General features: G+C 33.1%; 20 protein-coding genes, 1 tRNA gene and 1 pseudogene. 16 read left to right on the plus strand and 6 right to left on the minus strand.

Annotation, left to right across the window (positions count from 1 at the left end; translation table 11 throughout):
* Positions 1-43 precede the first annotated feature (43 nt).
* From IAI56_RS07495 to IAI56_RS07505, 3 genes are read right to left on the minus strand one after another with little or no spacing between them, the layout of a single operon-like run.
* Complete coding sequence (locus tag IAI56_RS07495) at positions 44-886, minus strand: hypothetical protein (protein ID WP_187657278.1); 843 nt, start codon at positions 884-886, stop codon at positions 44-46.
* A gap of 18 nt (positions 887-904) precedes the next feature.
* The gene (gene kdsA, locus IAI56_RS07500; RefSeq protein ID WP_187657279.1) at positions 905-1,723 is read right to left on the minus strand and encodes a 3-deoxy-8-phosphooctulonate synthase; all 819 of its coding nucleotides are present in this window, start codon (positions 1,721-1,723) and stop codon (positions 905-907) included.
* A gap of 53 nt (positions 1,724-1,776) precedes the next feature.
* Complete coding sequence (locus IAI56_RS07505; RefSeq protein ID WP_187657280.1) at positions 1,777-2,235, minus strand: 2-dehydro-3-deoxyphosphooctonate aldolase; 459 nt, start codon at positions 2,233-2,235, stop codon at positions 1,777-1,779.
* 135 nt (positions 2,236-2,370) lie between these two features.
* Here IAI56_RS07505 and IAI56_RS07510 point away from each other — a divergent pair, with 135 nt between their 5' ends.
* Positions 2,371-2,928, plus strand: a complete 558-nt coding sequence (locus IAI56_RS07510; protein ID WP_187657281.1) for a YeeE/YedE family protein — start codon at positions 2,371-2,373, stop codon at positions 2,926-2,928.
* A gap of 3 nt (positions 2,929-2,931) precedes the next feature.
* On the plus strand, positions 2,932-3,345 hold the full coding sequence (locus IAI56_RS07515; RefSeq protein WP_187657282.1) for a DUF6691 family protein: 414 nt from the start codon (positions 2,932-2,934) through the stop codon (positions 3,343-3,345).
* Positions 3,346-3,352: 7 nt separating this feature from the next.
* Here IAI56_RS07515 and IAI56_RS07520 read toward each other — a convergent pair whose 3' ends face one another.
* From IAI56_RS07520 to IAI56_RS07530, 3 genes are all read right to left on the minus strand, one after another.
* Positions 3,353-4,324 (minus strand): T9SS type A sorting domain-containing protein, encoded by a 972-nt coding sequence (locus tag IAI56_RS07520; protein ID WP_187657283.1) that lies wholly within the window; start codon positions 4,322-4,324, stop codon positions 3,353-3,355.
* A complete protein-coding gene (locus IAI56_RS07525) occupies positions 4,290-4,604 on the minus strand; it encodes a hypothetical protein (protein ID WP_187657284.1) in 315 nt (104 codons plus the stop codon). The genes IAI56_RS07520 and IAI56_RS07525 overlap by 35 nt, the downstream gene beginning before the upstream one ends.
* Before the next feature lie 147 nt (positions 4,605-4,751).
* The gene (locus IAI56_RS07530; protein WP_187657285.1) at positions 4,752-5,954 is read right to left on the minus strand and encodes an aminotransferase class I/II-fold pyridoxal phosphate-dependent enzyme; all 1,203 of its coding nucleotides are present in this window, start codon (positions 5,952-5,954) and stop codon (positions 4,752-4,754) included.
* A gap of 286 nt (positions 5,955-6,240) precedes the next feature.
* On the opposite strand from IAI56_RS07530, the gene IAI56_RS07535 reads away from it, so the two are divergent.
* The 14 genes and pseudogenes from IAI56_RS07535 to IAI56_RS07600 all read left to right on the plus strand — a co-directional run bounded on the left by IAI56_RS07535 (position 6,241) and on the right by IAI56_RS07600 (position 20,488).
* A complete protein-coding gene (locus tag IAI56_RS07535) occupies positions 6,241-6,693 on the plus strand; it encodes an Lrp/AsnC family transcriptional regulator (protein ID WP_187657286.1) in 453 nt (150 codons plus the stop codon).
* A gap of 144 nt (positions 6,694-6,837) precedes the next feature.
* The gene (locus tag IAI56_RS07540; protein WP_187657287.1) at positions 6,838-7,263 is read left to right on the plus strand and encodes an META domain-containing protein; all 426 of its coding nucleotides are present in this window, start codon (positions 6,838-6,840) and stop codon (positions 7,261-7,263) included.
* 97 nt (positions 7,264-7,360) lie between these two features.
* The gene (lpdA, locus tag IAI56_RS07545; protein ID WP_187657288.1) at positions 7,361-8,764 is read left to right on the plus strand and encodes a dihydrolipoyl dehydrogenase; all 1,404 of its coding nucleotides are present in this window, start codon (positions 7,361-7,363) and stop codon (positions 8,762-8,764) included.
* Positions 8,765-8,946: 182 nt separating this feature from the next.
* Positions 8,947-9,444, plus strand: a complete 498-nt coding sequence (gene tpx, locus IAI56_RS07550; protein WP_187657289.1) for a thiol peroxidase — start codon at positions 8,947-8,949, stop codon at positions 9,442-9,444.
* 10 nt (positions 9,445-9,454) lie between these two features.
* Positions 9,455-9,829, plus strand: a complete 375-nt coding sequence (locus IAI56_RS07555; RefSeq protein WP_187657290.1) for a diacylglycerol kinase family protein — start codon at positions 9,455-9,457, stop codon at positions 9,827-9,829.
* Between the two features lie 43 nt (positions 9,830-9,872).
* Complete coding sequence (locus tag IAI56_RS07560) at positions 9,873-12,359, plus strand: DNA translocase FtsK (protein WP_187657291.1); 2,487 nt, start codon at positions 9,873-9,875, stop codon at positions 12,357-12,359.
* Between the two features lie 4 nt (positions 12,360-12,363).
* Positions 12,364-13,005: an outer membrane lipoprotein periplasmic chaperone LolA1 gene (gene lolA1 / locus IAI56_RS07565; RefSeq protein ID WP_239106968.1), complete on the plus strand. Its 642-nt coding sequence runs from the start codon at positions 12,364-12,366 to the stop codon at positions 13,003-13,005.
* Positions 13,006-13,011: 6 nt separating this feature from the next.
* Positions 13,012-14,463: pseudogene (locus IAI56_RS07570) on the plus strand (LptF/LptG family permease); the annotation flags it as partial.
* Between the two features lie 461 nt (positions 14,464-14,924).
* Positions 14,925-16,058, plus strand: coding sequence for a 3,4-dihydroxy-2-butanone-4-phosphate synthase (gene ribB / locus IAI56_RS07575; RefSeq protein WP_187657294.1), 1,134 nt, complete (start codon positions 14,925-14,927; stop codon positions 16,056-16,058).
* A 146-nt stretch (positions 16,059-16,204) separates the two neighbouring features.
* A tRNA-Ser gene (locus IAI56_RS07580) sits at positions 16,205-16,289 on the plus strand.
* A 251-nt stretch (positions 16,290-16,540) separates the two neighbouring features.
* Positions 16,541-17,779: a site-specific integrase gene (locus tag IAI56_RS07585; protein WP_187657295.1), complete on the plus strand. Its 1,239-nt coding sequence runs from the start codon at positions 16,541-16,543 to the stop codon at positions 17,777-17,779.
* 185 nt (positions 17,780-17,964) lie between these two features.
* Entirely contained in the window at positions 17,965-18,531 is a 567-nt protein-coding gene (locus IAI56_RS07590) for a helix-turn-helix domain-containing protein (protein WP_187657296.1), read from the plus strand.
* 95 nt (positions 18,532-18,626) lie between these two features.
* Positions 18,627-20,114 (plus strand): MauE/DoxX family redox-associated membrane protein, encoded by a 1,488-nt coding sequence (locus tag IAI56_RS07595; RefSeq protein WP_187657297.1) that lies wholly within the window; start codon positions 18,627-18,629, stop codon positions 20,112-20,114.
* 92 nt (positions 20,115-20,206) lie between these two features.
* The gene (locus tag IAI56_RS07600) at positions 20,207-20,488 is read left to right on the plus strand and encodes a DUF6520 family protein (protein WP_187657298.1); all 282 of its coding nucleotides are present in this window, start codon (positions 20,207-20,209) and stop codon (positions 20,486-20,488) included.
* Positions 20,489-20,506: the final 18 nt, after the last annotated feature.

Consider the following 20,506-nt stretch of genomic DNA (forward strand, 5'->3'; position numbering starts at 1 on the left):
AGTTAAATTTAGTTGGTATATAGATGGTTAATCAATTAATCTATCATATTCTAAAAATTCCGCCAAAGGCAATAATTCGTTGTAAAAAATAAAAATGTTGCGAAGCTTTATCGGCAGTGTTATTAGTTGTTCTTATATTGGGCATATCAATGTATCCACCTTTTAATTCAGTTTGGAGAAAGAAATACTTGAAGAACGTAAAATTCAATCCTACTTTTGCTGAAACTCCATAGCCCGAAATATGAAAATCATCATGTCTTTCTTTACCTAATAATTTGGCATTAGTTTTTGGATATAAAATTCCTGCTCCAATACCTTCGGTAATATTAATTTGAAATTTATCGGTGTTGGGTAATTTGAACCATTTGGAAATATCATCAACACGAGAAAACTCGGTATTGATGTAGTTTAATCCATCGGTATGTTCAAAGGTAAGGAAATCTTCCGTTAAAAGTAACTGGTCGTTAGGTAATATTTCTTCATAACTACCTGAATTTGGGTAATATCCACTGTAATCAACCGTTTGATCTTGCGTCATGACATATTTCATGTGATCAACTCCAATGGAAATATTATAGTGGTCAGTTATAAAATATCCAAATCGTAAATTGGTTTGTGGAATGGTCATTCTTGCTGGATTTAAATAATCACAATGCCATCCTTTTGGTTTGTCGTGAGCAGCAACATTGTTTAATGTAAAATCATAATCTTCGCCTTGAAAACGAATATCAGATTTTGAGAAACTTTCTCTGTTTCCACCCCAAAAAACATAAAATTTACCTTTGTTATGAGCAGTGTATTTTTCGGGAGAAGCAGTATCTTGAGCAAAACTATATTGATTATAAGAACAGATTAGCGTTATGGCTGATAAAATTATCTTTTTCAAAATTAAAAATCTATAAAATTAAAACGCATTTATTGTTTTTCTGATGGATACAAGTCTTGTCATTAGATTTTCGAAATAATCTAAATGCAACATGTTTGCACCATCGCTTTTGGCATTAGCTGGATCAAAATGGGTTTCGATAAAAATTCCGTCTACACCAACGGCTATTCCGGCTTTGGCAATAGTTTCAATCATATCTGGTCTTCCACCAGTAACTCCAGCCGTTTGATTTGGTTGTTGTAACGAATGGGTAACGTCTAAAACAGTTGTAGCATAGTTTTGCATGGTTGGAATTCCTCTAAAATCGACAATCATGTCTTGGTAGCCAAACATCGTTCCTCTATCGGTAACCATCACGTTTCCGTTTTGGCAATCTAATACTTTTTGAACGGCATGTTTCATGCTTTCTGGACTCATGAATTGTCCTTTTTTTAGATTGACTACTTTTCCTGTATTAGCAGCAGCAACAACTAAATCGGTTTGTCTAACTAAAAATGCTGGAATTTGAAGAATATCTACATACTGAGCTGCTTTATCGGCATCTTCATTGGTATGAATATCGGTAACGGTTGGAATATTGAAAGTTTCGGATACTTTTCTTAGAATTTTTAATGCTTTTTCATCTCCAATTCCAGAGAAACTATCTATACGTGAACGGTTTGCTTTTTTAAACGAACCTTTAAAAACATAAGGAATTTCTAATTTGTCTGTAATTGTAACTAATTTTTCGGCAATTTTTAACGCCATTTCTTCACCTTCTATTGCACATGGACCAGCCAAAACAAAGAAATTTCCGCTTTCGATATTTTTTATCTGCGGAATACTGTTTATATTCATTATAATTAGGATTTTTAAAACCGCTAATTTAAGAATATTTTATCGAAATGAGGTTATTTTTTTAAGGATAATCCAACCGGAACAAACAAATATCCTTTTTCATAAATGTTGATATATAGTTTGATAGGTTTTGATTGTCCTTCCCAAGTAATTTCATATACATCAAGAAATCCTGCGCCCATTTCGGTTCTTTTGCTTGGAAAAGGACAACAGCTTTCTAGCTTAGTATAAGTAATTTTTTCGCCTTTTGGACCAGCTAATGCATTTAAAAATCGATGGGCGTTAATATCTTCTCCTTTGGAGTTTTTGTAGAAAACATTTACTGGATAATCAGCATCATATCCATATTTTGGATCTTGGCTGTAATCCGTAATTAGAAAGGTATTATTTTTTGTTAACGTTAAGTTTGGTGCATTGTCATCAATGTTTTTGATGGTTGATTTTGTGCTGATACAAGAACTTACACTTAGTGTTATGCAAAGAATTGAAACGTATTTGATGATGTTTTTCATAAATAGAAAATGTTTTGTTTTTGTAGTGCAATTATCGTGCTAATATAAAATAAGTATGTTTTCAAACCATAAAATTATATAAATATGTCAACAGAACTTTAAATGAATCTCTATTTTTGTACAAAATATGTATTTATGGAAATTTTTACACAAACGTGGCATTGGGCTATTTCGGGGTTTTTGATAGGTTTTGTAATGTTATTGTTGACCTATTTTGGAAAAACTTTTGGAATGTCTTCCAATTTGCGTTCGTTTTGTTCAATGACTGGAATAGGGAAGAAGGTTTCTTTTTTTGATTGGGATTGGAAATCACAGCGATGGAATTTGGTCGTAGTTCTTGGTGCAATGATTGGCGGCTATGTTGCTGTTCATTTTTTAAGCGATAGTTCTAATGTTGCTATCAATCCAGAAACGATTTCACAACTGCAAAATTTAGGCTTTGATGCTCCAAACGGAAAGTTGCTTCCTGATTTTCTTTTTGGTTCCGAAGCTTTGCAGTCGCCAAAAATGATTGCGATTTTAGTAATTGGCGGAATTTTAATTGGTTTTGGTTCGCGTTATGCTGGTGGATGTACATCGGGTCACGCTATTTCGGGATTGAGTAATCTACAATTTCCATCGTTAAAAGCCGTTATCGGATTTTTTATTGGCGGATTAATCATGTCGCATTTTGTTTTACCCTTACTTTTTTAAGCTATGAAATTATTAAAATATTTATTGGTTGGTTTTTTCTTTGGTATTGTTTTAACGAAAGCTGAAGCCGTTTCTTGGTACCGAATTTATGAAATGTTTCACTTTCAATCGTTTCACATGTTTGGAATTATTGGAGTTGCTATTTTTACAGGAGTAATTGGCATTCAAATCATTAAAAGAAAAAATCTAAAAGACATCAACGGAAATCCTATTTACATTCAAGACAAAGAAAAAGGAAACGCTCGCTACTGGATTGGCGGAACGCTTTTTGGTTTGGGTTGGGCTTTGGTTGGCGCTTGTCCAGGTCCAATTTTTATACTTCTTGGAGCAGGATTTATGAGTGTTGGACTGATTTTAATAGGAGCAATTTTTGGAACATTTCTTTATGGTGTTTTTAAAGATAAATTGCCTCATTAATCAATTATTACTCTTTCATAATCTTGATTACATCGGAATTTAATTTGAAAAAATAAGTTCCTTTTGATAATTCGCTGATGTCAAATGTGGTTTCATTTGAAGTTATTACAACCGTTTTCAATAGTTGTCCCAACGAATTATGCAATGTTGCAACGCCATTTTGATAGTTAGATTGAACGGTAATCGTTTCTTTTGCAGGATTTGGATAAACAATCAAAGATTTAATTTCGTTTTCAGGTAAATCTAATGTCGTTTGATTTAATCGAGTTACAAAAGGATAATAATTTGGATTTGTAGGAGTGTGACTTAAAGGTTCAAAAGTTGTGTTTTCTTTTGCAATTCCGGTAATGACAAGGTTTCCGTCAGGCAACAAACTAATACTGTGCAATTGATCATAAGAATTTCCGCCAGCAGTTTTTGCCCAAATTACATTTCCAGAAGTATTGTATTTTAAAACTAAAATATCGTTGCTAAATCCATTAGCTGTTGTTGAAATCGTTTCATTCCACTGAATAGTATTTCTAGTATTTCCACCAAAGTAAATATTTCCTTCGTTGTCAATTTCTAAAGAATTAGTCATTCCTGGTGTAACCGAACCCATTCCTGGAACTTCTTTTACCCAAATAAAATTTCTGGTTTGATTTAATTTTGCCAAAAAGAAATCAAAAAAACCGCCAATTGGACCTTCGGGAATTATAGCATCAAAAGGGAAACTGTCAAAAAGTTCCGAACTAAAATAAACTTCGTTTGGAGTTCGCGCTTTAACTATTGGACTTGGACAGGTAATGTCTTCAATATATTTTGTCCATTGCATTTGCCCATTTGGATTGTATTTTGTGACATAAACAGTATATAAATGTGGTGCAGGCAAAGCTGTTCCGTTAAAATTAGCTTCAATTTCTGCACATGAACCTGCAGCATAAATATTACCATCATTGTCTACACTAACAGAACTCTCTTTTCCAATAACCAAATTCATTATACGAACCAGAGTAGATTTTATCATCATCTGTAAAAACCGAACGAATAATGGTTTTGTTTGGCAAACTATACTTTTCCCATCGAACGCCGTTGTAGCGCAATAAGTAATGATAGTTGGCAAAATAAAATGCATTATCACTTCCTTGCGCTATACTCCAAACTTGATTATCACCATTGTATTTACTTTTGGTAAAATTTTCAACAAAAGGTAAAAGTTCTTGTCCTTTTACTGATGAGAAAACAAAAAACACTAAGAGACTAATTAAAATATTTTTCACAACGATTATTTAAATGTCTTCTAGCGACATTCAAATGTATAAAAATAATGCAAATCCTTTGTATTAAATAAGGTAATCATGTTGTTATGGGTAGAATTGATTTAATTAATTTGTGTTATTCTTATGTTTTTCTTAATTAAATTTATTTTATAAAACACCCAACTCAACCATACATTCTTTCATCATTTGATACGTACGTTCAATATCATTATCCAAACCAATTGAAAAACGAATCAAGCCATCCGTCAAGCCCATTTCTTTTTGTTCTTCCAACGGAATTTCACTAGATGTAGAAGTTCCAGGTGCCGAAAATAACGTTTTGTAAAATCCTAAACTCACAGCTAAATAACCCAAGTTTCGTTCTTGCATCAATTCCATTAATTCATTGGCTTTATCTAAACTTCCAACATCAATCGTCATCATTCCGCCAAAACCGTATTCTTTATTAATCATTCCAGCATACAATTCATGACTCGGATGACTTGGCAAACCTGGATAAACCACTTTCAATCCGTCATTTTCAAATTTCTCAGCCAAATACATTGCATTGTAACTGTGTTGTTTCATTCTAATATGTAACGTTCGCAGGTTTTTCATCACACTTGCACTTCGTAAACTGTCCATCGTTGGTCCAAGTAACATACTTGCGCCAGAATTCACATCTTTCAAACTATTGATAAATTCTCTCGACGCACAAGTAACGCCACCAACCGTATCGCTACTTCCGTTGATGTATTTTGTCAAACTGTGAATTACAATATCGGCACCCAATTTTATTGGCGCAACACTCAATGGCGAAAACGTATTGTCAACCACCAATTTCAAATTATGTTTCTTAGCAATCTTCGCCAAACCAGCAATATCAGCTACTTCCAATAACGGATTACTCACAGTTTCGCAATAAAGTACTTTGGTTTTATCGGTAATTGCAGCTTCAACAACATCCAGTTTTGTGATGTCAACAAACGAGGTTTTAATGCCAAATCTCGGTGTGAAATTCTTCAAAAAAGCATACGTTCCGCCATAAATCGTGCGACTCGAAACAATGTGATCGACATTACTACACAATTGCAAAAGAGTAGGCGTAATCGCGCCCATTCCAGAAGCCGAAACATTCGCAGTTTCCGTTCCTTCCATCGCAGCCAAAGCTTGGTCTAAATATAAATTACTCGGCGACGAATGTCTAGAATACAAATAACAACCTTCCGCATTGCCTTCAAACGTGTCAAACATCGTTTTAGCCGAAAGAAAAGTATAAGTAGAACTGTCTGAAATAGATGGGTTTACACCACCAAATTCACCGAAATATTGTAAATCTTGAATTTTATCTGCAGGATTGAAGTTTTTCATAAGTTGTTTTTTTTAGAAGCTTTTTCCAGCTTTCCACTGCAATCTTTTCATTTTTAAAGAAAAAATAAAAAGGATTTCCGTTGCAATCTGGGCTAGGGCTTTTAGTTTTTAATTACAATCATCAAAAAAACAAATTATAAGATTTAAGAACAATAGTTTGGATTTAAATTAGAAAATAAATCTATTTAAATGTAATTATTTAGAATTAAAAACTAATTTTGAAAATAATTTAATAACAATTTAGATTTTTATAAAAACTAGAAACCCGAAACCCGAAACTCGAAACATGGACGCAATAGACAAAAAACTCCTGCAACTTCTACAAACTGATACAAAAAAGACTACCAAAGAACTTTCGGTAAAACTCAATTTATCGGTCACAGCAGTTTACGAACGCATAAAAAAGTTGGAAAGAGAAGGAATTGTAGATAAATACGTTGCGCTTTTAAATCGGAACAAAATCAATAAAGGTTTTGTAGTTTTCTGTCATTTAAAGTTGTTGCAACACACCAAGGAATTCATCAATCAATTTGAAAAAGAAGTAGTCAAACTAAACGAAGTTCTAGAATGTTTCCACGTCAGCGGCGACTATGATTACATCTTAAAAATTTGCGTAAAAGACATGGAAGAATACCGTGAATTTATGGTTACCAAACTCACAACGCTTCAGCATATTGGTAGTACGCACAGTACTTTTATGATTGGCGAGGTAAAGAATACAACTGTTTTTACGGTTTAATAGAAACAATTTTCATGTAGTTTGTCATTCCGTAGGAATCTAAAAAGTTATGAGTTGAGATTCCTACGGAATGACAAGGATGCGGATAAAAAATGTTATTAATTCGTGAAAATTCGTGAAATTTGTGGTTAAAACAATTCCATTATGAAAAAGCTATCAATCCTAATTCTAGTTTCAATTTTTACATTCTCCTGCAATTGCAAAAAGAATGTTACAGAAACTCCAGCTCAAAACATCAATAGAGTTTGGATGTTAGTAGAATTTAAAGACTACAAAAAAGAGTATTTTGTTGAGCAAAAAGCATTTCTAGACATGACAAATTCTGAAAGAGCAACTTCTAAAATGGGTTGTAACAATTTATCTTTTTCGTATTCGGTTAAAGATAGAAAAACAATTCAATTTTCGCAAGGTATCGCCACAAGAATGTTTTGCCAAGACAATATGAAATTAGAAACTGATTTTTTAGCATCAATTACAACAATAAATTCATTTTCTATAAATGCACACAAGTTAACCTTAACTGCTTCAAATGGAGAAAAAATGGTTTTTGTCGCACAAGATTGGGATTAAATTGATTTTTCACATTGAATTTGATTTTTGATATCATAATTGAAATTGAATTCGTAAATTTGTGCAACTTTTATAAAAACACACTAAAATAGATATCATGAGTTCATTTGACGTAGTCATTATAGGTTCAGGTCCAGGCGGATATGTTTCGGCAATTCGTTGTGCACAATTAGGTTTTAAAACCGCAATTATAGAAAAATATTCAACGCTTGGTGGAACTTGCCTTAATGTTGGTTGTATTCCATCAAAAGCGATGTTGGCATCATCACACCATTACGAAGAATTACAACATTTTGCAGACCACGGAATTGAAGTTTCGGGTGAAGTAAAAGTAAATCTTGAGAAAATGATTGCTCGTAAACAAGCAGTTGTTGACCAAACTTCTGGCGGTGTTAAATTTTTAATGGATAAAAATAAAGTAACCGTTTTTGAAGGATTGGGTTCATTTGAAGATGCAACTCACGTAAAAGTTACAAAAGCTGACGGAACTTCAGAAGTTATCGAAGGTAAAAATATCATTATAGCAACTGGTTCTAAACCATCAAATCTTCCTTTTATCAAATTAGATAAAGAAAGAATTATAACATCAACCGAAGCATTAAAATTACCAGAAGTTCCTAAACATCTTGTAATTATTGGTGGTGGTGTTATCGGAATTGAATTAGGACAAGTGTATTTAAGATTGGGTGCTCAAGTTTCGGTTGTAGAATTCATGGACCGAATTATTCCAGGAATGGATGCAGCTTTGTCTAAAGAATTGACTAAAGTGTTGAAAAAACAAGGAATGAAATTCTACACTTCACACAAAGTACAATCGGTAGAAAGAAATGGCGATGTCGTTACGGTTCAAGCTGAGAATGCCAAAGGTGAAACAATCACTTTAGAAGGAGATTATTCATTGGTTTCTGTTGGTCGTCGTCCTTATACAGACGGACTTTCGGCAGATAAAGCTGGTGTAAAAATCACTGATAGAGGAATGGTAGAAGTAAACGATCATTTACAAACTAATGTTCCAAATATTTATGCAATTGGTGATGTTGTTCGTGGAGCAATGTTAGCTCACAAAGCCGAAGAAGAAGGTGTAATGGTAGCTGAAATTTTGGTTGGTCAAAAACCACATATCGATTATAATTTAATTCCTGGAGTAGTTTACACTTGGCCAGAAGTTGCTGCTGTTGGAAAAACAGAAGAGCAATTAAAAGCCGATGGAGTAGAGTATAAAGCAGGAAGTTTTCCTTTCAAAGCATTAGGAAGAGCTCGTGCTGGTGGCGATTTAGATGGATTTGTAAAAATTCTAGCTGATGCCAAAACCGATGAAGTTCTTGGTGTTCACATGATTGGTGCTCGTTGTGCCGATTTAATTGCAGAAGCTGTTACAGCAATGGAATTTAGAGCATCTGCCGAAGATATTTCTAGAATGTCACACGCGCATCCAACATTTGCAGAAGCAATAAAAGAAGCTGCTTTGGCTGCCACGGATAATAGAGCGTTGCACGTTTAGTTAAGTTTAAATTATATAAGTCCTGATATTTTCAGGACTTTTTTATTGAAAATCTTTATTGATAAAAGCTAAGATAATTTGACAAAGAATTAACATTCATTTTTTGTAAGATCGAACAAATAATATGCTTTTTAAATTTCCAAAATAATTCCCTACTTTTGACATCTTAAAATTATAAAAAAATGGCATCAATAACATTAGGCGGAAACGCAGTAAATACTTCAGGTGAATTACCAAAAGTTGGTTCAAAAGCTCCTGATTTTCAATTAGTAAAAAATGATTTATCTACAGCAACTTTAGCCGATTTTGCAGGTAGTAAATTAGTCTTAAACATATTTCCAAGCATTGATACTGGAACTTGTGCAACATCAGTTAGAACTTTTAACGCTAAAGCTAGCGCATTAGCAAACACAAAAGTATTATGTATATCACGTGATTTGCCTTTTGCTCAAAAACGTTTTTGTGGCGCAGAAGGTATAGATAATGTTGAAAATTTATCTGATTTTAAAACAGGAAGTTTTGGAAAAGATTATGGTTTAGAAATTACTGATAGTGTTTTGGCGGGTTTACACTCAAGAGTTATCGTTGTTTTAGACGAAAATGGAATTGTAAAATACACTGAACAAGTAGCTGAAATTGCAGACGAACCAAACTACGAAGCAGCCTTAGCATCGTTATAATTTCATAAAAATGGAATTCGAAAAAGACAACTCCTTTTTTACAGGAAGAATAAAAAGTATTGGATTTGCATTTAAAGGTGCGTTCAAACTAATCACAACTGAACATAGCGTAATGGTGCAATCATCTATTGCTTTATTGCTTATTATTGCTGGTTTTGTTTTTGAAATTTCTCGTGAAGAATGGATGATGCAGATTCTGGCTTTTGGATTAGTTCTGGGAATTGAGAGTTTAAACACAGCTGTTGAAAAAATTGCAGATTTCATTCATCCTGAATTTCATAATAAAATTGGTTTTATAAAAGACATAGCAGCTGGAGCAGTTTTATTTGCCGCTTTTGCCGCAATTGCTGTTGGATTACTGATTTATGTTCCAAAATTTATGTAAACTCTCGATTAAATTTCTATTTTTATAGCAATTAAATGTACCGATGGCAAAACAAGTAAAAAAAGAAAATACCGAAACAAAAGATAAAAACGCAAAGATAAATCCCAATAAACTCAAGCAATACAGAGTTCTTTTGGGTTTTGTTTTTATAATTACCTCAATTGCATTGTTGTTGTCTTTTATTTCATTTTTCATCTATGGTCAATACGATCAAAGTGCTGTTGGTGATTTAACCGATAGAAAAGAAGTTGTAGGAAACTGGTTGGGGAAATTTGGGGCTTATGTTTCTTATTTGTTCATTTACAGAGGTTTTGGTGCTGCATCATTTCTTTTTGTGAAATTATTTTTTCTAAGTGGCGCATTTTTACTACTTGATTTACCCATAAAAAGGCTAAAGAATACTTGGTTTTGGGATTTATTTGCTGTCATAATTCTCTCTATTTGCTTCGGATTTTTTGCTACTTCGTTACCAGAACTTGGCGGAACAATTGGCTATGAAATGAACTTGTTTTTTCAAGATTATTTAGGTAAAATTGGAACACTATTACTCATTGTATTCTCAATCATAGTTTACATTGTCTTCAAAATCAAAGTTTCACCTGATTCAATAAAATCCTTTTTTGAGAAAAAACGAAAAGACATTAGCGAGGATTTTAAAAGCATGACAGAAAACAAAGATGTCATTACTTCAACTGCTTCAAAAGAATACAATCTTGAAGAATTTGCCGTTAAAGAAGAAATTGAGGAAGAAGAAATTCCAGAACCAACATTAATTACATCCAATTTTGAAATTAATAAAGAAGCCTTAAAACCAACCATTGAACATGCTTCTGAAATTAATCTCGAACCAACAATAAAATCAATAACTCCAGTTCCAACTCCAACTTTGGTGGTTGAAAATCCTCAAGTTACTGAACCGATTTCGGTATCAACCGATGAAGATTTTGTTATCGAAAAAGCAGCCGATGAAGATGTTATCAGTGAAAATTTGGCTTCAAAACTGGTTGCAGATTTTGGAGAATTCGATCCAACCTTAGAATTATCAAATTATAAATTTCCAACGATAGATTTATTAAAAGAATATGCATCAGTTGGAATTACAATCAATCAAGAAGAACTTGAAAGCAACAAAAACCGAATTGTTGAAACTTTAAAAAACTACGGAATTACGATTTCTCAAATTAAAGCAACCGTTGGACCATCGGTTACGCTATATGAAATTGTTCCCGATGCGGGAATTCGTATTTCAAAAATTAAAAGTTTAGAAGACGATATAGCTTTATCATTAGCTGCTTTGGGAATTCGTATCATTGCGCCAATTCCAGGAAAAGGAACGATTGGTATTGAAGTTCCAAATAAAAATCCAACGATGGTTCCAATGAAAACGGTTATTTCATCAGCTAAATTTCAAGAAGCCGAAATGGAGTTGCCAATCGCATTAGGAAAAACCATTTCCAACGAAACTTTTGTAGTTGATTTAGCTAAAATGCCTCACTTATTGATGGCTGGAGCAACTGGACAAGGTAAATCCGTTGGATTAAATGCTGTTTTGACTTCTATTTTATACAAAAAACATCCAGCCGAAGTTAAATTTGTTTTGGTCGATCCAAAGAAAGTTGAGCTTACATTATTTAATAAAATTGAACGCCATTATTTAGCAAAATTACCCGATGTAGAAGATGCAATAATAACAGATAATTCAAAGGTAATCAATACGTTAAATTCGCTTTGTATCGAAATGGACAATCGTTATTCATTGTTAAAAGATGCCATGGTTCGAAACATCAAAGAATACAACGAAAAGTTCAAAACCAGAAAATTAAATCCAGAAAACGGACATCGTTTTTTACCTTATATCGTTTTGGTTGTCGATGAGTTTGCAGACTTAATCATGACTGCAGGAAAAGAAGTAGAAACACCAATTGCTCGTTTGGCACAATTAGCTCGTGCTATTGGAATTCACTTGATTATTGCTACGCAACGTCCGTCAGTTAATGTAATTACAGGTATGATTAAAGCCAATTTCCCTGCTAGAATTGCTTTTAGAGTAACTTCCAAAATCGATTCAAGAACCATTCTTGATACTGGTGGAGCAGATCAACTTATTGGACGTGGGGATTTATTATTTTCTAACGGAAATGACTTAGTTCGTGTACAATGTGCGTTTGTTGATACACCTGAAGTGGAAAAAATTGTAGATTATATTGGTTCTCAAAAAGCCTATGCAAGTGCATATTTGTTGCCAGAATATGTTGGCGAAGAAGGTAGTAGTGTGAATCTTGACATCGATATTTCGGAACGCGATAGTCTTTTTAGAGATGCGGCAGAAATAATTGTTACTGCTCAACAAGGTTCGGCATCATTATTGCAAAGAAAATTGAAACTGGGTTACAATCGTGCCGGAAGATTGATTGATCAATTAGAAGCTGCAGGAATTGTTGGTCCATTTGAAGGAAGCAAAGCTCGAAGTGTAAACATTTCTGATTTGGCTTCTTTGGAACAATTTTTAAACAATGAACAAAATAATTAGCACCATGAAAAATGTAATATCATTAGTTTTAGTACTTTTTTTGAGCTTTTCTATGAACGCTCAAGACAAAAAAGCTAAAGATTTATTGGATCAAGTTACTGCAAAAATAAAATCGTATGATAATATTGTTATCGATTTTAAATATTCTTTATACAACGGAAAGGAAAACATCAACAAAGAAAGTAAAGGAAATGTAATCCTTAGTGGTAATAAATATTACCTTAACTTTATGGGAATTACCAAAATTTTTGATGGTAAAAAAAATTATACTATCGTTCCAGAAGATGAAGAAATTACAATTGCTGGAATTGAAGAAAAAGGCGAAAATGCTATAACTCCAGCCAAAATGTTGACTTTTTTTAACAGCGGTTATAAATACTATTGGGATATTGTTCAAGATGTAAAAGGAAGAAAAATTCAATACATCAAATTGGTGCCAAATAATGCAAAAGATCCTCGTAAAGAAATCCTTTTGGGTATCGATTCGCAAACAAAGCACATCTATAACGTGATTGAAATGGGAAAAAATGGTACAAAAACCACTTTGACTGTTAATTCTTTTAAAACAAATCAGCCCTTATCAAAAAATCAGTTTACCTTTGTTGCCAGTAAATATCCTAATTACTACATCAACAAATTAGATTAAAACCAAGTGAAAATACTTGACAAGTACTTATTAAAGTTATTCGTTTCTACATTTACAACTGTATTTGTCATCCTTTTATTTATATTCATTTTACAAACTGTTTGGTTGTTTATTGGTGAATTAGCAGGAAAAGATTTAGATTTCGTCTCAGTAATGAAATTTTTATCGTTTGCGATGCCGCGAGTAATTCCGCTGGTTTTACCATTATCGGTTTTGTTGGCGTCCATCATGACTTTTGGTAGTTTAGCCGAAAATTATGAATTTGCTGCTATGAAATCATCAGGAATATCGTTGCAACGTTCAATGAAGTTTTTAACGGTTTTCATTCTTTTTTTAAGCATTGTTGCCTTTATTTTTGCCAATAACGTTATTCCTTATGCCGAATATAAATTCATCAACTTTAGAAGAAATATTGCACAAGTAAAACCTGCAATGGCTATTTCCGAAGGACAGTTTAGCGAAGTTGGGAATTATACCATTAAAGTCGAAAAAAAATCGGGTGATGAAGGTCGTTATTTAGATAAAGTTACTATTCATAAAAAATCCAATTTGGGAATAGGAAACACTACTATTATAAAGGCAAAATCGGGCGAATTAGTAAGTAGTGAGAAATCTAATGTTTTAAAATTAGTTCTAAAAGACGGAAATTATTACGAAGACATTACACCAAAAAAATATGAAGAGCGCGAAAAAATTCCATTTGCCAAAAGTGAATTTAATCGCTATGTAATCAACATTGATTTATCAAAATTGAACAATGTAAAACTTGACGAAGAGCAGATTACCAATACAAATACGATGCTTACCGTTGGAGAATTGAGATATACGCTTGATTCTTTGAGCAAAAATTACAAAAAGGATTTAACTTCTTATGTTGATAATATCAATGCTAGAACTGGTATTTCTTTTGCAAAAGAAGAACCACATAAAGTAAAAGACACCACAAAAGAACCTCTTGATTTTAACAAAAATGCCCTGCTTTCAAATTTTAGTAAAAGCGAAAAAGAGCAGATTATTAGAGTTACAGCAGGAAATTTAGATGCTAATATCTTTTCCATTGAAGGTTCAAAATATGAATTTGAAAATAAAGTAAAAAACATCAACATGCACTGGATTGCATTGTATGATAAATTTGTAGTTGCATTTTCATGCATTCTAATGTTTTTTATCGGTGCGCCACTCGGAGCAATTATTAGAAAAGGTGGTTTGGGATTACCTATTGTATTTGCCGTTATGATTTTTATTGTATTTCACTTCGTCAATACCTTTGGAAAAAAATTAGCCCAAGAAAACGGAATTACACCATTTTTAGGATGTTGGCTTTCAACTTTACTTTTACTGCCTTTAGCTATCTTTTTAACCAAAAGAGCAACCGATGATAAAGGTGCAACCATTCAAATGGATTGGTTCTCTGATTTTATTGCCAAAATAGCTTCTTTCTTTCCTGCAAAAAAAGAAAAAGTAATCGCTATCAAAACAATTGATGGAACCAAAATTGAAATCGAACCTTTTGCAGAGCAAACTGAAATTAAAACTTTTACAGAAGATAAAGCAGAAAGCAAACCAATTTCAGTTCCAAAAGTTAATTTATCCGAACTTGAAGCGTTAACCAAAAAATATAAATTTTACAGTACCATTGCGTTGGTTTCAAATATTGTTTTAATTGCAATTGTAATATTATTAGGTAAACCCGAAAATACTTTTGCCTACCTATATTCATTTGTCCTAACGTTGCTATTATTTATTTGCATAATAATATCTCATTTTACACAAACTAAAATTAGTTCTATAACAAATAAAAAGCAAGACATCAACTTATTGATACTACTTTTTGCAGGATTTCCGTTTTATATATTTTTCTATTTATACAACAGAAATTTTCTAAAATCCACAATAACTACAACAGAAAACAACAACTAATGAGTACCAATAAAATACAACTCAACACTATAGAAGAAGCCATTGAAGACATTCGTCAAGGAAAAGTTATTATAGTTGTTGATGATGAAGATCGAGAAAACGAAGGTGATTTCCTTGCTGCAGCCGAAAAAGTAACACCCGAAATGATAAATTTCATGGCTATGCATGGTCGAGGATTAATTTGTGCACCATTGACTGAAAAACGATGTAACGAACTCGACTTGCACACGATGGTAAAAAACAATACCGATCATATGGAAACGGCTTTTACTGTTTCTGTAGATTTAAAAGGCAATGGAGTTACCACTGGAATTTCAGCATCCGATAGAGCAAAAACCGTTTTATCATTAATAGATGAAAACACGAAACCATTCGATTTAGCACGTCCAGGGCATATTTTTCCACTAATAGCAAAACAAGGTGGCGTTTTAAGAAGAACAGGTCATACCGAAGCGGCTATTGATTTTGCACGTTTAGCAGGATTTAAGCCCGCAGGCGTTATTGTGGAAATCATGAACGAAGATGGCTCAATGGCGCGTTTACCTCAGTTGGTTGAAGTAGCCAAAAAATTTGATTTAAAACTAGTTTCCATTGAGGATTTAGTTGCCTATAGAATGCAACACGATAGTCTAATTACCAAAAAAGAAGACTTTGAAATTCAAACACGTTTTGGTGCTTTTAGATTAAGAGCTTACCAACAAACTACTAATAAACAAGTCCATTTAGCATTAACGTTAGGCAGTTGGAATACTGGAGAAGCAATACTAACACGTATCAATTCAACCCAATCTAACAACGATATTTTAAATACACTCACTAACGATGTTGACAAAAAACTGGATGATATGTTTAAACGTATTCAAGAAGAAGGAAAAGGAGCAATTGTATTTATCAATCAAGAGGTAAACTCATCCGATTTATTAAATAGATTAACAGAGTTAAAACAACTTCAGTCCGAAGGAACAATAAAAGCTCCAAAAATTAAAATGGATTCTAAAGATTTTGGTATCGGAGCTCAAATTTTACATGATATCGACATCTCAAAAATCAAATTAATTTCAAATACTACACAAACAAAACGCGTTGGAATGATTGGATATGGTCTAGAAATCACAGAATATGTAAATTATTAATCAAAAACCAATTCAGTAACTAATAGATAATGAATAGAATATATAATTTACAAAAAAAATAGTTTATTTTTTATCAAAAAAGGTTTTGGAAAATAAAAAAGGTTGCTATATTTGCATCCGCATTACGGAAGTAGTGCCGACTTATTGGAGAAATGGCAGAGTGGTCGATTGCGGCAGTCTTGAAAACTGTTGACTGTAACAGGTCCGGGGGTTCGAATCCCTCTTTCTCCGCAAAATACTTTTTAAAGTACTTCAAAACCCCTTAAATCTTATGATTTTCGGGGTTTTTTGTTTTAATCCCATATCAAAACATTCATTAATTCGCAATACTAAAGGGGCACAATTCGGGGCACAAGGCAATCAGTGAAAATTGTGCCCCTATCTGTTCGCCAACCTCAGTATTTACAGCCAGTTCAGAAAATGAACATCTTGTACCGATTTGACTTTTTAACTAAATTATTACTAATTAAAAGGTCACCAAAATGGAAGCAACAATCACAAATCTTTTTTATCTAAAAAGAGCAAAAGCCAATGTACACGGACTAGTTCCAATTTATCACAGAACCACAATCAACGGGAAACGCCTCGACAAGAGTACCGGAAAGTACATTGATCCCACTAAATGGTCTACAGAAGCAGGCAGAATGAAAGGCACTTCGGAAGAAGCTAGAACAATAAATAGCCATCTTGATTCACTAATTGCAAAAAATTCTAGTATTGAAAAGAAACTAATCGCAGTTGATAAAGACATAACTGCCGAGGTCTTTAATAATGTGTTGACTGGTAAAACTGAAAAGCAGCGAACACTAGTACCTATTTTTCAAAATCACAACGATCAAATAGAAGCTTTAGTAAAAACTGAAGAGTATTCTTCAGGAACATTAGAGCGATACAAAACTTCGCTTAGCCATACAAAAGAGTTTATGAAATGGAAATACAATATTTCAGATATAAATATTAAGGATATCGACTTAGCTTTTATAACCGATTACGATTTTTACTTGAGAACTGAACGTGGTTGCAGTAACAATACAACTGTAAAATACATCAAAAATTTCAAGAAGATTATTCAAATCTGTTTGGATAACAGATGGATTATTGAAAGTCCATTTGTAAAGTATAAGGGAAAAATCAAGGAAGTTGAGAGAGATTTTTTAACTGAAAGCGAAATCGAAACAATTTACAATAAAAAGTTTCATTGTGAGCGATTAATTCAAGTGCGCGATATTTTCATATTTTGTTGCTTTACTGGTCTTGCTTACATCGATGTAAAACAATTAACTTCCGATCATATCGGAATTGGTATTGATGGCAACAAATGGATTTTCAAGAACAGACAAAAAACCGATACTAGTTCAAAAATCCCTTTACTTCCTATTCCAGAACAGATAATGGCAAAATACGCATCACATCCAAAGTGTTTGAATGAAGAAACAATCTTACCTGTTTTAAGTAATCAAAAGATGAATAGCTATCTCAAAGAAATTGGTGACGTTTGCGGTATTAAAACCGAATTAACTTTCCACCTTGCTCGACATTCATTTGCAACCTCTATAACGCTTACAAATGGCGTTCCCATTGAAAGCGTGAGCAAAATGCTTGGTCACACTAATATCCGAACCACGCAACACTACGCAAAAGTAGTTGATAGAAAAGTGAGCGATGATATGGCTATTCTCAAGCAAAAATTAGCACCTCAACTGGTTGCGAAAAGCTCATAAAAAATCTTCTTAAATTTTAAAAGCATTGCACTACCAGCAATGCTTTTTTCATTAAAAAAACATCCAAAACAAGGTGTTTAATTCCCGAATGAAACACTATACTTCTTGATTTATATAATTCGATGGTATAGTTTTGTCAACATTTCCCAACTTCCTTTCTGGCAATCATTCACACATATACCTTCATGGATAACCAACAAAACCAACAGCGAATTAAAAGCTTATACAAAATGCTTTTAGAAATGGCAACCGGAAATCTAGCGTTTCGGGTAGAGCTAAATGGCAGTGGCGATGAGTTGGACCAATTGGCAACCATGCTGAATGAAGTAGCGGAAAAAATGCAAAACATAATTTCGAAATACGAGTTCAAAAAACAACCTTATGATTACTGTACAAATCAAAATACTACTAAACAATCCGATGCCGAATTAATTCATAAAGTCCTTGACTACATCAAAAATCATTTAGAAGAACCTTTGCCAACAACTAAAGAACTTTCAAAAATGTCTGGCACTAATGAGTTCACTTTAAAAGACAGCTTCCGGAATAATGTAAAAACAAGTATCTATCAATTCTACAATGATGAACGACTTAAAAAAGCACAATTCCTTATCCAAAAAACAGCAATTCCATTAAAAGAGATTGCGTTGATGTGTGGCTTCAATGATTATCCCAACTTCTACAAAGCATTTAAAAAACGCTACAATTTTCCACCAAGTGAAGTAAAAAGAGAAAAAGAAAGCGACAGTTAATAACTTAGTTTGTTGATTTGCAAACCGATATTCCCAAAATGAAATAAGATAATAGTTTTATTAATAGAATTTTACTCTACCAATTCTATTAAACCATGAAAATAAAGGTCACCAATCTTAAATCAATCCTTGTAGAAATAATAAGTATTTTACTAATGATACTTTTTGTGTACTCAGCATTAAGTAAACTATTAGAATTCCAAAACTTCCAAGCCCAATTAGGTCAATCGCCACTTATAAGCGCATACACCGGATTTGTTTCATATTCAGTTTTAATAGTTGAATTCCTGATCGCTTTACTTCTTGCAATACCAAAATCAAGGTATATTGCTTTGTTAGCTTCATTTGGATTAATGCTAATGTTCACAGCTTACATAATAGTCATACTCAATTATTCCTCATTCGTACCATGTTCCTGTGGAGGAATACTTGAAGAAATGGGCTGGAAAGAACACCTCATTTTCAACATAGCTTTTACAATTTTAGCGGCAATAGCATCACTATTTATCGCAACAAATAAATCCAAAACAAATCTAAAACTAATAATTATTGCAATAATCTGTTCTGCTGTAATTGTTATTTTATACTTCTATTCAGAACACACTATGCACCGAGAAAACCCATTCATAAGAAGATTTATCCAAGGTGCAACAACCCAAACAGCCGAAGCAGAACTAACCAACAATTCAAAATACTTTGCAGGAACCGATGGCAAAACCATTTATTTCGGTGACAGTCAAGCACCATTACACATACTAGCTTACGATACCATTTTAAAAACCAAGCGTCAATATAAAATACAACTGGAGCGCGAAAACTTTCCTTTCGTTTCAGTACAAGTCCGAATTGCACCTCCTTATTTTTATCTGATGGATGGCACTGTACCAGTGATCTATAAAGGAAATATATCCGATTGGAAAGCAAAACTTGTAATGTATGACAACAACTACTATTTCTCAAAAGCCGAAATAATTGCTCCAGATAAAATAGCCTTTCGGGCACAACAATTAAAAACGCTTTATAACATTTTAGGGACTTTTACTTTTAAAGATACTTTACAAGTAAAATACGCGCCTCAGCTATTACAAAAACAAATAGATGGCTTTTTTGACACCGATGGAATGATGCAGTTTGACAGACAATCGCAAAAATTCATCTACACCTATTACTACCGAAATCAATTCATTGTTGCCGACAACAACCTCAACTTAATCCATCGAGGAAATACCATTGACACCACTACCAAAGCCAAACTTAAAGTAGCACACATTAAAGAAACAGGGCAACGAAAAATTGCTTCACTTCCAGCAACTGTAAATCAATTAACGACGGTTTCTAATAATTTACTTTTTGTAAATTCAAAATTAATCGGACGATACGAGCCCAAAGAAATGTGGAAACAAGCTTCCATTGTAGATGTGTATAATATCGAAAAAAACACCTACCTATCAAGTATTTACATTTATGATATAAACAAAACTAAGTTGAAAGAAATGTTTGTAATTGATAACTATCTCTACGCAGTAATCGGACATAAATTGCACAAATACCAGTTGAATAAAAAACATTTCATCAACAAATAAAAACATAAAAATCTATTCTGATCAGTAGCAGGAACGAGACTGAAAACCTGTAAAAAAGAGTAAGTCAAAAAAGTAATTAAAATTCTATTACCATGAAAACCATTTTAAAAGTGATCTTGCCAGTGTTGGCATTCACATTGGCAAGTGCCGGAGCAGTTAGCTCAAAAAATGCTAAAGTTAAAGAAGCAAAAAAGACAGTTTCTATCATTGGATTTATACAAAATCCATCAATTGCAAATTGTCTTCAAGTTACGGTAGATTGTACTCCAACGACTACAATCCAAAACTGTATGTCTAGTGAGGCAACTCCAAGACGTGTTTGGCATAAAAATGCTGCAAACGCTTGTAGTGTGAACTTGTATAAAGTTCTCTAAGCAAGTAAAATTAAGTAT

The sequence above is a fragment of the Flavobacterium macrobrachii genome (genome assembly GCF_014486675.1).
Classification (GTDB): Bacteria; Bacteroidota; Bacteroidia; order Flavobacteriales; family Flavobacteriaceae; genus Flavobacterium; species Flavobacterium macrobrachii.